Source organism: Corynebacterium sp. H113 (assembly GCF_037572315.1).
In the GTDB taxonomy this organism is placed as follows: domain Bacteria; phylum Actinomycetota; class Actinomycetes; order Mycobacteriales; family Mycobacteriaceae; genus Corynebacterium.
In genome coordinates this window covers 849076-863777 of record NZ_JBBHKZ010000002.1, presented here as the reverse complement: position 1 = coordinate 863777, position 14702 = coordinate 849076, and the positions used below count along the sequence as shown (strand labels likewise).

The 14702-nt window shown below is 56.2% G+C and carries 10 protein-coding genes; 1 reads left to right on the top strand and 9 read right to left on the bottom strand.

The genetic code is table 11. The features are described 5' to 3' along the window. Positions 1–165: 165 nt before the first annotated feature. From WG938_RS05065 to dapB, 6 genes are all read right to left on the bottom strand, one after another. On the bottom strand, positions 166–3639 hold the full coding sequence (locus WG938_RS05065) for a DNA translocase FtsK (RefSeq protein ID WP_339978157.1): 3474 nt from the start codon (positions 3637–3639) through the stop codon (positions 166–168). Between the two features lie 100 nt (positions 3640–3739). Next, positions 3740–4366: a TIGR03085 family metal-binding protein gene (locus WG938_RS05060; RefSeq protein ID WP_339978155.1), complete on the bottom strand. Its 627-nt coding sequence runs from the start codon at positions 4364–4366 to the stop codon at positions 3740–3742. A 92-nt stretch (positions 4367–4458) separates the two neighbouring features. Next, a complete protein-coding gene (locus tag WG938_RS05055; protein ID WP_339978153.1) occupies positions 4459–6549 on the bottom strand; it encodes a ribonuclease J in 2091 nt (696 codons plus the stop codon). Next, entirely contained in the window at positions 6550–7455 is a 906-nt protein-coding gene (gene dapA, locus WG938_RS05050) for a 4-hydroxy-tetrahydrodipicolinate synthase (RefSeq protein ID WP_339978151.1), read from the bottom strand. Between the two features lie 53 nt (positions 7456–7508). Further along, positions 7509–8261: an FAD-dependent thymidylate synthase gene (thyX, locus tag WG938_RS05045; protein ID WP_339978149.1), complete on the bottom strand. Its 753-nt coding sequence runs from the start codon at positions 8259–8261 to the stop codon at positions 7509–7511. Position 8262: 1 nt separating this feature from the next. After that, positions 8263–9015 (bottom strand): 4-hydroxy-tetrahydrodipicolinate reductase, encoded by a 753-nt coding sequence (gene dapB, locus WG938_RS05040; RefSeq protein ID WP_339978147.1) that lies wholly within the window; start codon positions 9013–9015, stop codon positions 8263–8265. 190 nt (positions 9016–9205) lie between these two features. Here dapB and WG938_RS05035 point away from each other — a divergent pair, with 190 nt between their 5' ends. Beyond that, positions 9206–10678: an MDR family MFS transporter gene (locus WG938_RS05035; protein WP_339978145.1), complete on the top strand. Its 1473-nt coding sequence runs from the start codon at positions 9206–9208 to the stop codon at positions 10676–10678. Positions 10679–10792: 114 nt separating this feature from the next. Here the strand turns inward: WG938_RS05035 and WG938_RS05030 are convergent, their stop codons facing one another. The 3 genes from WG938_RS05030 to WG938_RS05020 all read right to left on the bottom strand — a co-directional run bounded on the left by WG938_RS05030 (position 10793) and on the right by WG938_RS05020 (position 14690). Continuing rightward, the gene (locus tag WG938_RS05030) at positions 10793–13069 is read right to left on the bottom strand and encodes a polyribonucleotide nucleotidyltransferase (protein WP_339978143.1); all 2277 of its coding nucleotides are present in this window, start codon (positions 13067–13069) and stop codon (positions 10793–10795) included. 189 nt (positions 13070–13258) lie between these two features. Further along, positions 13259–13528: a 30S ribosomal protein S15 gene (rpsO, locus tag WG938_RS05025; protein ID WP_339978142.1), complete on the bottom strand. Its 270-nt coding sequence runs from the start codon at positions 13526–13528 to the stop codon at positions 13259–13261. A gap of 172 nt (positions 13529–13700) precedes the next feature. Further along, positions 13701–14690: a bifunctional riboflavin kinase/FAD synthetase gene (locus WG938_RS05020; protein WP_339978141.1), complete on the bottom strand. Its 990-nt coding sequence runs from the start codon at positions 14688–14690 to the stop codon at positions 13701–13703. Positions 14691–14702: the final 12 nt, after the last annotated feature.

The following is a 14702-nucleotide window of genomic DNA, read 5'->3' as shown; positions in this document are numbered from 1 at the left end:
CCGGAGGTCTCTCCCACCACTGCCAACTGCTCAGTGGTCGACGGTGCCGGAGCACCTCGCCCACATCACCGTAAAGCAATGCAGAAAGTGCTCGTGCTGACGACATCCGTCTCGAGTGGGATACTCCCCTCCACGACCCGCCACTGTACACCAAGTGGCGACAGATTAGGCGATCCCGCCCGTTGGATCGGCATCGACGACGGACGTGTCATCCTTCGGTGCTGTTGCAGGGTCCGCACCCTTCAGCATCCAGATGATTGTTTCCATCTCTTCAGGCTTCACCAGAACTTCGCGAGCCTTCGAACCTTCAGATGGCCCCACAATGCCACGGCTTTCCATCAAGTCCATAAGTCGTCCAGCCTTAGCGAAACCAATGCGCATCTTGCGCTGCAGCATTGAGGTCGACCCGAGCTGAGCCGTAACGACAAGCTCGACGGCATGCAACAAGTCTTCCAGATCGTTTCCGATATCTGGGTCGATCATTGCCTTAGCTTCGGCTTCCTTATCCTCAGTCACACCTTCGGTGTACTGCGGTTCCGCTTGATCCTTGCATGCCTCTACGACTGCTTGTACTTCTTCGTCGGTGACGAAAGCACCCTGGATTCGACGTGGTCGGCCAGCACCCTGTGGGATAAACAATCCGTCACCCATACCAATGAGCTTTTCCGCACCGCCCTGATCCAAAATGACTCGAGAGTCGGTGAGAGACGACGTCGCAAAGGCAAGGCGAGAAGGAACGTTGGTCTTGATCAGACCGGTGACAACGTCGACAGATGGACGCTGCGTAGCCAGCACCAAGTGGATACCAGCTGCACGTGCCTTCTGGGTAATACGAACGATGGCGTCTTCGATGTCACGAGGAGCGGTCATCATGAGGTCGGCCAGCTCGTCAACAACACACACGATGTATGGATAAGGACGGTACTCACGTTCGGAGCCGAGCGGAGTTTCAATCTCACCATTCTTGATCTTGCGGTTGAAGTCCTTGATATGACGAACGCGCGTGGACTTCATGTCCATGTATCGCTGTTCCATCTCCTCCACCAACCACTGCAAAGCAGCTGCAGCCTTCTTAGGCTGCGTGATGATTGGCGTAATCAAGTGAGGAATACCCTCGTATGGTGTCAGCTCCACCATTTTCGGGTCGACGAGGATCAGACGAACGTCGTCAGGAGTAGCGCGAGTAAGCAGCGATACCAGCATCGAGTTCACGAAGGCAGACTTACCGGAACCGGTCGAACCTGCGACGAGCAAGTGCGGCATCTTCTGGATCGAGTGGCTAACAAACTCACCCTCGATATCCTTGCCGAGACCAATCAACATTGGGTCATCGTCAGAAACGGTCTTTGGCGCATTCAGAACGTCGGCGAGGCGAACCATTTCGCGATCGTTGTTTGGAACTTCGATGCCCACTGCAGACTTGCCCGGAATCGGAGCCAGCAAACGAACATTGTCCGTTGCCACTGCATATGCAATGTTGGACTGCAGGTTCGTGATCTTCGAAATCTTCACACCTGGTCCGAGTTCTACCTCGTAGCGCGTCACCGTTGGACCACGAGAGAAACCGGTCACATGTGCGTCAACCTTGAACTCGGAGAACACATCAGTGATCGCCTCAATCATGCGATCATTCGTAGCCGTACGAGTCTTAGGACGATCGCCATCGATCAGAAGGTTTGTGGACGGCAGGTGGTAGTCACTTTCCGGCACGATTGCGGGAGCCGGAGCCTCGTTCTTTTCCAGCTCAGACTTCGGGGTTGTCGCTGGAATCTTCGACGCATCAACCCCTGAGCGAGCAGCGATTGCTTCCATCGTGCGACGAGTCGTTTCACTCACCGCGTCATACGGGTCGCTGTCAACCTCAGGCTCCGACTGACCTACTGACGCCGACACAGCCCGTGCTGGCGCAGCAGCTGAAGCTTCCGACTGTGGCGCCGAGACACCGCGCGCTGCTGCAAAACCTGAGGTAGCTACATCGTCGTAGCCAGCGTTCTGATCTCGCCCAGGTCGTGCAGGCTCCGCCAAGGATGTCTCTTCAGCGTCGGCATCGTCGGAATAGTCTGCGTCGGCGTAGTCGTCGCTAGCGTAGTTGTCGCTAGCCACATTCTCACTAGCGTAATCAGCGTCTGAATACTCGTCATCGGCATACTCGTCAGCTGCGTATGCTCGTGCAGCTGGCTCTGGCCGCTCGAGAATTTCAGTTGGCTGGTAGGACTCGTCAACTGGATACGCTTCCATCGGCGTTGGCGCGCCTACAGCGCGGTCGTCACCATCTAACAAGTCGTAGAGATTGTCGTCGTTGCCAACGGCTGGCTTGTGACGACGCTCCCCACGCTCGCCGAACAACGTCGAATGTCGCTGCGACTCAGCCCTCTTGGACCGAGCGTGACGACGCTCGTCGTCCCTACCCGACCCGGCCGTGCGACGGCGAGTACGCTCGCGTGGCGCTTCGTAGTCGTCGTCTTCGTCGTAGCTGTCGCCAGTTTCGTATGCATCGGCGCGACGCTCCAACTGATGGTCGACGTCTGCGTATGGATCGTCGTCAAGGTAATCTTCGTCAGCGACGCGACCGGTACGGCCTCGCCATTCACCGAAGTTGAAATACTCGCGACAGAGTTCGATGAGCTGGGCGACAGTAATCCCGGTCATGTGCAACGCGCCGTAGAACACGGCACCAAGCAGCAGGATTACGGCAACCCAGGGAGTGAACCCGGCAGCTAAAGGAGAGCCGATGTAGCCTCCGATAGCGCCACCCGCTTCTCTACGTCCATCCCAATCAGCTGGTCGTCCAGCAATGATGTGAATGATCGCGAGCAGGCCAGTGCCGATCAATGTTGCACCAATTGATACTGGCTTGATTCGCTCGCCACGTGGAGCTGCTCCAAGCATCAGCATGACAGCAACGATCACAAGAATGATTGGCACGAGGAAGACTCCAGCACCAATGATCGTGCGTACGAAAGTCTCGACGAGAGCGCCTACCGGGCCAGCCAGCGAAAACCACGTTGCTCCAGCCAGGACGATCGCAACAGCCAGCAGCAACAGCGCAGGACCATCGTTATTACTTGGTTCGCGTGACTCTAGGCGATCATCACCGAATCCCTCATCGTCCATATCAGCATCGACGGCTTTGGAACCACGTCCCTTTCGGGACGCTCCACCACGTCGCGACGACTGTGCTGAATCCAGCTCTTCTGCACGCTCCGCACGCTCATCGCGGCGACGGCCCATCTTCTTCCTTCCAGTCTTTGACGCGGCATCAAGATCATCGACACCGTAATCGTCAGCAAAATCAACGTCGGGATCCGCAGCAGGACGCGAGAAAATTGAACGCGCTCCCGAACTTACGCCTCGGGTTGCGCCTGCTACTCCCCTCGCCGTCGACAGCCAAGCTGTTTTTAGTGCACCACCGACAGCCCCGAAGGCGCTGCCAGTGCGCTCAAAATCATCGAAGCCGCCCGTTTCCGGACGGCGACGAGAACCAGGTGCACCAATGAATTCATCTTGGTGTTCTTGCCGCGTCGTGGTTCGACTACTAGAGCGTGTTCCCCCTGTTGTCCGAGGGGATCGCCGAGAGTTCGCGGAGGAACGCCCTGCGGGGCGCTTCTCCGAGCTGCGGGTGCGACTGGTGACTGACATGCCCCCTACCCTAGCGTGAAACTATCACTTGTTTCACATCAGTCACACGCGTGTCATTAATCGGCTGCGAGAAGCGACTCCACAACGCAGGATGAGTCTCCTAGATTGCTGTGCGTTCGATCAACGAAGAATCCCCGTCGAAAACAACCCTCACTGCCTCGCGACCGAATAGCCACAGCAGGAGTTCACCTGGTTCTCCATATACCCGCACATCTGGGAGAATCGGTTGTCCGTCCTTTTGTCGCGCCCCCGCAATAGTTGACCAGCCATGTGGAGACTCCATGATGACGCGCGCCTGTGACTTACGTAGCATCGGCCTACTCATCATCTTGATGGTTCGCTGCAATTCCCGTTCATCAGACGGCGAGAGCGAGCGTGGCTCCCAGGCATCGCGCGCACGAAGAACATCCTCATGATGAACAAAGTGCTCTGAGACGTTCACAAATTGGTCAAGGTACTTGACTGGATTCCATGTCGAAGCGCCCTTTTCCCATTCGCAGATGAGCTCCTCGAACGGACGTGTCTCGTACTCGTGGGTCACTCGATCCAGTCGAGGCTGCAGCTTTCCAATGAATAGGCCACCAATCGCATCTGGTCGATTCTCACGAATGAGCAAGTGGACGAGCAGGTCCTTCGCAGTCCATCCCTCGCACAACGTTGGTGCGTCTGCGCCAACTTCCCGAAAAGTCGAGGCAAGGGCGATGCGTTCCTTCTGTGCAAGATTCATGCCACCAGGATAAAGAAAAGACCCCGACATGACCGCTGCATTCTCTGACAGCGACCAGCCGGGGTCTGATTTACACCTGAGTGACTATATGCCTACAGGCTTTCGCGCGATTCCTGTACGTCCTCGTCCGTCACAGACTCAGCCGATTCTGACGACATTGGCACAATCGTCGGTACCACCATTGGGTTGCGACGCCACTTCTGGTTGATGTGCTTCTCGACGCGACGGCGAACTTCCTGAGCCATACGGTACGGGTTGTTTTCGCCGGTACCCGCCAGGTCAAACATCGTATCGTCGACAAGCTTCTGAACATCGGCCAGGACCTTGTCCGTGTTGTCAGAGAAACCACGAGCCTGAGCGCTTGGCTTCTCCAAAGGACGGCCGGTGCGGTTATCGATCACCGCGGTGACAGTAATGAGGCCGCCTTCACGCATTTCTGCGCGATCAGCGAGAACATCAGCGTCGACCTCCCCCATGGTGACACCGTCGACGTAAAGGTTACCGACTGGAATCTGGCCGACAACGCGAGCTCGACCGTCTACCAGGTCGACGACGACACCGTTTTGCGCCAGAACAACATTCTTCTCTGGCACGCCCGTGGAGATTGCGAGATCCTTATTTGCACGCAGGTGACGCCACTCACCGTGGACAGGCATTGCGTTGGAAGGACGAACTGCGTTGTAGAGGAACAAAAGTTCGCCCGAGAAACCGTGACCCGACGTGTGAACCTTCGCGTCCTTGCCGGTGATGACAGTTGCACCAATCTGAGCAAGCATATTGATGACGCCGAACACAGCTTCTTCATTGCCCGGTACGAGTGACGAACTCAAGATAATGAGGTCGCCATCGCGGACGGTGATCTGGCGGTGCTCACGACGAGCCATGCGCGACAAGGCGGCCATTGGCTCACCCTGCGTACCAGTGGTAATTAGTACCACCTTGTGCGGTGCCATACGCGAAGCTTCGTTCATTTCGACGATGGTGCCGCGTGGCGCATTCAAAATGCCCAGTTCTTCAGCGATGCGCATATTGCGAATCATCGATCGGCCATTGAACGCGACCTTTCGGCCAGCCTTCACTGCTGCGTCGATAACAGCCTGAACACGGTATACGTTCGATGCGAATGCAGCGACAATAACTCGCTGCTTGGCATCGACGATCAGACGACGAAGTGTTGGCGCCAAGTCAGCTTCGGAACCTGAAAATCCTGGGGTTGTCGCATTCGTGGAGTCACACAGGAAGAGGTCGACGCCTTCATCGCCCAAACGGCTCATCGCAGGCAAGTCGGTGGGCTTGCCATCGGGTGGAGTCTGGTCCATCTTGATGTCGCCGGTGTGTACAACCAGGCCAGCACCAGTCTTGATTGCAATACCAAGGCAGTCTGGGATCGAGTGGTTGACATTAAAGAAGCGCAGATCGAAAGGACCGTACTGAACTCGGCTCTGATCGTTGACTTCAATGGTCTTCGGGCGAATGCGGTGTTCCTGCAGCTTCGCCTGAATTAGAGCGAGCGTGAAGCGCGATGCAACGATTGGAATGTCATTGCGCTGCTTCAGCAGCCATGGGATTGCACCAATGTGGTCTTCGTGACCGTGAGTAACTACCAGTGCGTCAACGCGATCCCACTTGTCTTCCAAGTAGGAAAAGTCCGGCAGAATCAAGTCCACGCCTGGCTCATTCGAGCTTGGGAACAGTACGCCACAGTCGATGATAAGCAGTCGGTTTTTGTACTCGAAAACGGTCATATTTCGACCGATTTCAGAAATACCGCCGAGCGCCACAATTCGAAGGCCGTCTTTCGGTGCCTTCGGTGGCTTCTGCAAACGCTGCGTCAAGTCAGCGCCCTGCATGGACTGAACTACGTTACGACGACCGCGGTTGTTGTTACCGCCACGTCCACGGCCATTGCCGCCACGACCGCGGTTGCTATTGCCACCGCGATTACTGGCGCCACGATTCTGATTGTCGCGGTTCTGGTTCTCGCGATTCTGGTTGCCACGATTCTGATTGTCGCGGTTCTGGTTCTCGCGATTCTGGTTTTCTCCACGACCCTGCGCACCCTGCGCAGCTTTCGCTGGCTGCTTGCCAGCGTCAGTGGTCTTCTCGGCACGTGCCATTTCCGCTTCCTTCGGAGGTCCAGCCTTTCGGGTTACCTTCCGGGAGCGGCTACGGTTCTCAGTCACTTAGAGGACACCGGCCTTTCGAAGATCAGCGGCGAGCAGTTCAATCTGCTCTGGGTTTGGTGCAATTTGAGGCAAACGAGGGTCTCCTGTCTCGATGCCCTGGAGACGAAGCGCAGCCTTCGAGAAGCTCACGCCGCCAAGTCGTCCCTGGGCTTTGAAAAGTGGTGTCAATGAAGCATGGGTCTTCTGTGCAGCTGGGAGATCTCCCGCGTCGAACTGTGCTCGCACATCGGCGAGCTGTCGAGGAGCTGCATGGCCAATCACGGAAATGAAACCTGTGGCGCCAATAGACAACCACGGCAGATTCAGTACGTCATCACCGGAATACCACGCTAAATCGGTATTAGAAATTAGTTCGGCTGCTGCACCCAAATCGCCCTTGGCGTCCTTTACTGCCTGGATACGTGGGTGTTCAGACAACTTATAAAGAGTGTCAGTCTCGATAGCCGTTACCGAACGTCCCGGAATGTCATAAAGACATACGGGTAGTTCCGTAGCGTCTGCAACAGCCGTGAAGTGGCGGTACAGGCCCTCCTGAGGTGGCTTCGAGTAATACGGGGTAACCACGAGAAGTGAATCCGCACCGGCTGCAGCGGACGCCTTAGCCAGTTCGATCGAAGAAGCTGTGTCATTGGTGCCTGCACCAGCCATCAGCTTCACCGAGTCACCGAGTTCCGCGCGAACTGCCTTCAGCAGCTCTAGCTTCTCGTCGGTGGATGTCGTTGGAGATTCCCCGGTAGTGCCTGCCAGGATCAACGAATCACAACCATTGTCGGTGAGATGCGCTGCCAGGCGAACTCCGGCATCGATGTCCAAGGCGCCATCCGAATCAAACGGGGTCACCATGGCTACGGCGACGGTACCGAAAATATCGGCACCTCTGTTTGCGGCGATTCCAGTGGTCATTGTGTTGAGGCTACCTGTTCTTTATCCAGAGACCTGCATACGGTCCCGTGTGTCTATCCTTCGAACGCGTACGGGCTTGAAGCTACAACTGAGCCATCGCGCAATGTCGATACCTCAAAGTCCCCAAAAGCCACAGGCGCAACTTGCTTTAGCTCCTGTAAACAAGCCACGGCAAGCTCTCGAATCTCGGCATCGGCGTGCTCGACAGCACGCATCGAAATGAAGTGACGCCACGATCGATAGTTTCCAGTGACTACGATACGTGTCTCTGTGGCGTTCGGCAGCACGCTTCGCGCAGCTTGACGTGCTTGTTTTTTCCGTAACACTGCATTTGGTTCGTCTGCCCACTTCTCTTCAAGCTCGTTCAAGAGCTCTTCAAAGTAGTATCGCGACTGGTCAACCGCGCCTTCAAACATCGACAGCAAATCAGGATCATTGGCAATTGCTGCAGGCGCAACGACGCGGTTTTGAGCATCAGGAACATAGCGCTGTGAAAGCTCGGCGAACGAAAAGTGCCGGTGTCGCACTAGCTCATGGGCACACGACCGCGACAGTCCGCGAATGTATAGCGATGCAGACGCATGCTCGAACAACGAGGTGTGACCTACTTCGAGCACGTGTCGCAGATAGCCCTGGTTCGTCGACGTGCGTTCATTGGGCTTATCCCACGTCTCGTAGCAGGCGCGCCCAGCGAACTCGATAAGAGCCTCGCCACCATCCGCATCCGTCTCCCATTCGATATCGGCTGGAGGATTGAAGGAGGTAGCGGCGATCAGCTGAACCTGGAGTGGCACAACGTCCGACATCTTAAAGTCCCAAGTACGATTCGAGACCAATCGTCAGTCCTGAGTGCTCCGCAATCTTGCGCACGCCGACCAGAACCCCTGGTACGAAGCTGGTTCGCGAGTACGAGTCCTGCTTAATGGTCAGAGACTGTCCCTCCGTGCCGAAGATGACGGTTTCATGTGCCACGGAACCAGTCATGCGCACTGCGTGTACGGGGACACCTTCAACCTCTGCGCCGCGCGCACCGTCCAGGGTCTGTTCCGTAGCATCTGGCTGATCGCCCATCCCCGCTTCACGACGAGCACGTGCGATGCCTTCCGCCGTGTGGATGGCAGTGCCCGACGGTGCGTCCTTCTTGAACGGGTGGTGCATCTCGATGACTTCCGCCGACTCGAAGTATGGTGCGGCAATTTCAGCGAAACGCATCGTCAGCACAGCTGAGATCGCGAAGTTTGGCGCAATCAACACATTTGCTGGCTGCTCAGACTCGGCAATCCACTTCTCTACCTGCTCAAGACGCTCTGGAGTAAATCCAGTCGTTCCAACCACAGAATGAATGCCGTTGGCGGTGCAGTATTCCAAGTTCCCCATGACTGCATCTGGCTGCGTGAAATCAACAATAACCTCAGCGCCCGCCGTGGTGAGCTCTGCGAGGTCATCCCCGAAATCGATACGTGCAACCAAGTCGAGGTCGTCGGCTGCTTCTACTGCGTCACAAATGGTCGAACCGACCTTGCCTTTCGCGCCGAGGACGCCCACCTTGATATTGCTCATGCGTAGAATCCACTTTCTCTGTTCAATGGCCTATTTCAGAATTATGGCGAGATCTCTAAAGCAACCTCGCAAAATTTGTTCCCCGTCAACCTTAGGCGTGTTCGATCCTTTCGTGCACCTACGGGTCGGCATGTACACAATTTTTCTTGTACGATTACCTCTTCCCTACAGCACTTACAAAGAGGATTTGATGAACTTTCCTTCCGCTAGCGACGAACCGTCGCAAAGCGAAACAACTAAGGCTGCAACACCGTACTTAGCGATCTACGTGTTGTTGGCCGCCGCATTCATCGCGATTCTGAACGAAACAGTGATGAGCGTGGCTATCCCGGTGATTAAGGATGACGTCGGTATTACCGCTACCACCGCGCAATGGGTAACAACGGCGTTCCTCCTGACGATGGCCGTCGTTATTCCGATAACTGGTTTCATTATCGGGCGCTTCCCGTTGAAGACAGTATTCGCACTTTCACAGGGCCTATTTGCTGCGGGTACGGCCATCGGTGTGTTCGCACCATCGTTTGGTGTGGTGCTGGTCGCGCGTATTACGCAGGCTGCTGGTACAGCGATCCTCTTGCCATTGCTCATGACGACGGTGCTGATGCTCATTCCTGTCCACAAACGTGGCGCGATGATGGGCAACATGTCCATCGTCATCGCTGTCGCTCCTGCGATCGGTCCGACGGTGTCTGGTTTCATTCTGAAACTCTCCAACAACAACTGGCATGCATTGTTTGAGAGCATGCTGCCACTGGGGCTCATCGTCCTCGTTGTAGGATACTTCCTCCTACCGCGTGACGACGCCCCGTCGGCAAAGCCGATCGACCTGCTGTCAGTGGCTCTGTCGGCGGTGGGATTCGGCCTGTCTGTCTACGCATTGAGCCTCATCGGCACCGATTCTGGTACCACCGTGTGGATCGTCGCGGCGATTGGTGTGCTGGGCTTGGTGGCGTTCGTTATTCGACAACGCAAACTCGCAGTGACGGATTCCGCACTACTCGATCTACGCGTTTTCAAGACACCAAGCTTTACTTTGTCAACGATTCTACTGGCGCTGGGCATGATCGCCATGTTCGGCGTGATTATTGTGCTTCCGCTCTACATGGCTTTGAAAGGCGTGGAAGTTCTCACCATTGGACTCATCCTCATGCCGGGGCCACTGGTAATGGGCCTCATGGGACCTTTCGTTGGTCGTGCCTTCGACCGCGTTGGTCCACGCCCTCTCGTGATCCCAGGTGCCGTCATGCTAACGCTGGGCATCTTTGGGCTCGGATTCATTGGCATGGACACACCACTGTGGTGGATCATCTCATGCCATGTTGTGTTGGAAATCGGTCTTGGCCTACTGTTTACGCCCCTGTTCACCTGGGGTCTGGGTGCCTTACCGCAGAAGCTCTACGCTGATGGTTCGGCAATCACCAACACCATTCAGCAAGTGTGTGGTGCTGCCGGCACTGCCCTCTTCCTCGCTGTTGCCACTATTGCGACGGGGATGCTTTCCGATTCGTCGGCAAGCGTAGTGCCTGCGCCGGATGTCATCGCCGGATATCGCGTGGCGATGTACGGAGGCGCAGTCCTGGGTGTGCTCATTATCTTCTTGGCTGCAATGGTCAAACCGCATCCGAAAACTGACGCCGACGTCGTTGCTGAAGTTGCCGGATAAGGGCAGCCAAACCGGATCTGCGAGAAAACACAACCCGCCGCCACTCCAAGGTATGGAGTAGACGGCGGGTTTTTCGTGGCCTATTGAGGGGGCACGAGCGTTAGTTCCAGCGGATTAGTCTTCCTTCACCAGAACCAGCGAGATCTTACCTCGGTTGTCGATGTCTGCGATTTCGACCTGAATCTTGTCGCCAACATTGACTACGTCCTCGACCTTTTCGATGCGCTTGCCATCGCCCAGCTTCGAAATGTGGATCAGACCGTCACGGCCTGGAACCAGCGACACGAATGCGCCGAACGCGGTGGTCTTGACGACGGTGCCCAGGTAGCGTTCGCCGACCTTTGGCAACTGTGGGTTAGCGATCGCGTTGATCTTCTCCACAGCAGCATCTGCCTGCTCGCCCTTTGCAGCCGAAACGTAGATAGTGCCATCGTCTTCGATGGAGATATCTGCGCCGGTCTCCTCAGTAATCGAGTTGATGGTCTTGCCCTTAGGTCCAATCACCTCACCGATCTTCGAAGGTGGAACCGAGATGGTGGTGATCTTTGGTGCCAGTGCGCTCATCTCGTCTGGTGCCTCGATGACCTCAGCCATCGTTGCCAGGATGGTTGCACGGGCTTCGCGAGCCTGTTCCAGAGCATCAGCCAACACGCCGGAAGGAATACCGTCCAGCTTGGTATCCAACTGCAAAGCCGTAATGAACTCAGCGGTACCAGCGACCTTGAAGTCCATGTCACCGAATGCATCTTCGGCACCGAGGATGTCAGTCAGCGCAACGTACTTAGTTTCACCGTCAACGTCACCGGAGACCAGCCCCATGGCGATACCCGCGACAGGTGCCTTCAGTGGCACACCAGCGTTGTACAGCGCCATCGTCGATGCACAGACTGAGCCCATCGAAGTCGAGCCGTTAGAGCCCAGCGCCTCAGAGACCTGACGAATGGTGTACGGGAACTCCTCGCGGGAAGGAATGACTGGCGTCAGAGCGCGCTCTGCCAACGCACCGTGGCCGATTTCGCGACGCTTTGGCGAGCCAACTCGACCGGTCTCGCCGGTGGAGTATGGAGGGAAGTTGTAATGGTGGAAGTAGCGCTTGTGATCCACTGGACCCAGCGAATCGATCTGCTGCTCCATTTTCAGCATGTCCAATGTGGTGACACCCAGAATCTGAGTCTCGCCGCGCTCGAACAGTGCCGAACCATGTGCGCGAGGAATCAAATCAACTTCGACACCCAGGTCACGAATGGCATCTACCGCGCGACCGTCGATACGGAAGCCTTCAGTGAGGATCATGGTGCGGACGATGGACTTCATCAGAGCGTTGTACGCTGCTGCGATTTCCTTCTCGCGCTCAGGGAACTCGCCCTCGAGCTTCGTCAGGATCTCTTCCATGTAGGCGTTAGTAGCTTCGTCGCGGTCCTGCTTCGAAGGCTGCTTCAGCAATGCTGGCAGCTTGTTGGCAGCCAGCTTCTCGACGCGCGCATACACATCATCTTCGTATGCAGGGAACAGAGGGAACTCACGGCGTTCCTTAGCAGCTTCTGCTGCAAGAGCCTTCTGAGCGTTGCACAGTTCTGCGATGAATGGCTTCGCTGCTTCCAAACCTTCAGCCACAACGGACTCGGTTGGAGCTGGGCGCCCCTCCTTGATGAGCTCGGTGACCTTATCGGTTGCGCCGGCCTCAACCATCATGATGGCCACGTTATCGTTCTTGCCCTTGCGACCACGTCCGCGGCCACGGCCACGTCCGCCCTTTGGAGCTTCGTCGGTCAAACGTCCTGCGACGACGATCTCGAACAGAGCCTGCTCGTGCTGCTCGTGGGTTGGGAATGCTACCCACTGGCCCTTCGGATGCGCATCGTCGGCAATGAGTGCCATGCGGACGCCACCAACTGGACCAGAAACTGGCAGACCAGAAAGCTGAGTTGCAGCGGAGGCAGCGTTGATAGCTACTACGTCGTACATGTCCTTCGGATCGAGGGACATAACGGTGATGATGATCTGAACCTCGTTGCGCAGACCCTTCACGAAGGTTGGGCGCAGTGGGCGGTCGATCAAACGGCATGCGAGAATCGCGTCAGTGCCTGGGCGTCCTTCACGACGGAAGAACGAGCCAGGAATACGACCTGCTGCGTACATGCGTTCTTCCACATCAACGGTGAGGGGGAAGAAATCAAAACCCTCACGAGGGTTGTTGGAAGCACACGTGGTGGCGAGCATCATGGTGTCGTCATCCAAGTATGCAGTAACCGCGCCATCAGCCTGTCGAGCCAGCTGGCCGGTTTCAAAGCGAATTTCACGGGTACCAAAGTCACCATTGTCGATGACTGCAACCGTTTCTACGATGTCGTCAAAATCCTGGTCGTCGTAGTCAAACTGGTTATCGCTCATGCGGGGTTAATCCACGCCTTTCGATTAGCGAAGCCCCTAGGGCAATCGTCGGTGCCGCCCTAAATATTTTCGTCTCGAGGCATCGCGGAAATTCTACCAGGAAAGAACTACCAGTTGAGAAACGAAAACCCCCGCACGACCGTGTCACAGCACGTCGTCGGGGGCGAAACTCTAATTAAAGAGTGAAAATTAGCGGCGCAGGCCGAGGCGCTCAATGAGCGAACGGTAGCGGTTGATGTCGTTGTCAGCCAGGTACTGCAGCAGACCCTTACGACGACCAACGAGCAGCAGCAGACCACGACGGGAGTGGTGATCGTGCTTGTGGTACTTCAGGTGCTCGGTGAGCTGACGAATACGGGTGGTCAGCAGTGCAATCTGAGCTTCTGGGGAACCTGTGTCGGTCTCGTGCAGACCGAATTCCTTCAGAACTTCAGCCTTCTTATCAGCGGAAAGCGCCATGGCTTTTCTCCTCTTTCGCAATGTAATGGTTATTTCAGTCCACTAGGGCGACAGCACACACGCGAAATTGTGGAACTGTCTGGCTTATCCGCAACTGTTTGTGGACCACAGTCACGACCGAGGCGCTACTTTACCAGTCACCCCCGTCAGCAACCTAATCGCAGTTCTGCGTCTATGACCGAGTAATAATGCCCAAGAATTCGCGGGTCTGTTCCACGTCGAGATTCATCCGTTCAATGAGTGGCTCAATTCCATCGAACTTCTCCATGCCACGGATTCGCTGAATGAAGTCGATAGAACCGTACAAACCGTAAAGGTTCGCGCTGCGATCAATAACGAACGCTTCCACCGTTCGCTCTGTGTCTCCGAACGTGACATTCGTGCCGACGGACACTGCTGCCGGGTACGCAACACCAAATTCGATGTCACCGTCAGGATCAATATCCGTGCGATGCTGCCCCGGTTCGACACGGAACCAAGCCGCATAAACGCCGTCTGCAGGAACCGCGAGTCCCTCCGAGTAATCAATGTTGGCAGTTGGGAACCCGAGCTGAGCGCCACCACGTCCCTGCCCGTGCACCACTTCACCTTCGATCCGGTGCGGGCGATCAAGGCACTGTGCTGCACCGGCGACGTCACCGTCGGCAAGGCATTCGCGGACTCGGGTCGACGAGACACGTTCGCCTTCACATGTCAACAGTGTGACGACGTTGATGTCAATCCCCGCTGCCTTTCCATGCTCAGGCATCGTCTCAGTGGTACCTGCTGCTTTTGCTCCGTAGGAAAAGTTCTCACCGACGAAGACAGCCTTTGCATGCAGGGTCTTTCCCAGTATGTCCGATACGAATGCCGCGGGCTCAATCGACGCGAACTCGCGAGTGAAGTCGACGATCAAGAAGTAGTCGATACCCAAGGCTTCGGCCAACTCTGCGCGACGGTCATATGTTGCCAACGCTGCTGGTGCTCGATCCGGCGCGAACAACGCGATGGGATGTGGCTTGAACGTCATGAGAACTGCAGGCAGGCCACGTTCCCGCGCATGTTCAACAGTTTGCGAAATGAGCTGCTGGTGTCCCTGATGAATGCCATCAAAGACACCGATGGTGACGACGGTATCGCCAAGCGTCGCGGGTACGTGTTCAAGTCCGTGCCAGATTTCCACGCGCTTTAGCCT

Bases quoted from the DNA above. Each gene is read 5' to 3' on its own strand.
- WG938_RS05030 (WP_339978143.1), bottom strand. From the start codon at position 13,069: ATGAGCGATAACCAGTTTGACTACGACGACCAGGATTTTGACGACATC.
- rpsO (WP_339978142.1), bottom strand. From the start codon at position 13,528: ATGGCGCTTTCCGCTGATAAGAAGGCTGAAGTTCTGAAGGAATTCGGT.
- WG938_RS05035 (WP_339978145.1), top strand. From the start codon at position 9,206: ATGAACTTTCCTTCCGCTAGCGACGAACCGTCGCAAAGCGAAACAACT.
- WG938_RS05065 (WP_339978157.1), bottom strand. From the start codon at position 3,639: ATGTCAGTCACCAGTCGCACCCGCAGCTCGGAGAAGCGCCCCGCAGGG.
- thyX (WP_339978149.1), bottom strand. From the start codon at position 8,261: ATGTCGGACGTTGTGCCACTCCAGGTTCAGCTGATCGCCGCTACCTCC.
- WG938_RS05060 (WP_339978155.1), bottom strand. From the start codon at position 4,366: ATGAATCTTGCACAGAAGGAACGCATCGCCCTTGCCTCGACTTTTCGG.
- dapB (WP_339978147.1), bottom strand. From the start codon at position 9,015: ATGAGCAATATCAAGGTGGGCGTCCTCGGCGCGAAAGGCAAGGTCGGT.
- dapA (WP_339978151.1), bottom strand. From the start codon at position 7,455: ATGACCACTGGAATCGCCGCAAACAGAGGTGCCGATATTTTCGGTACC.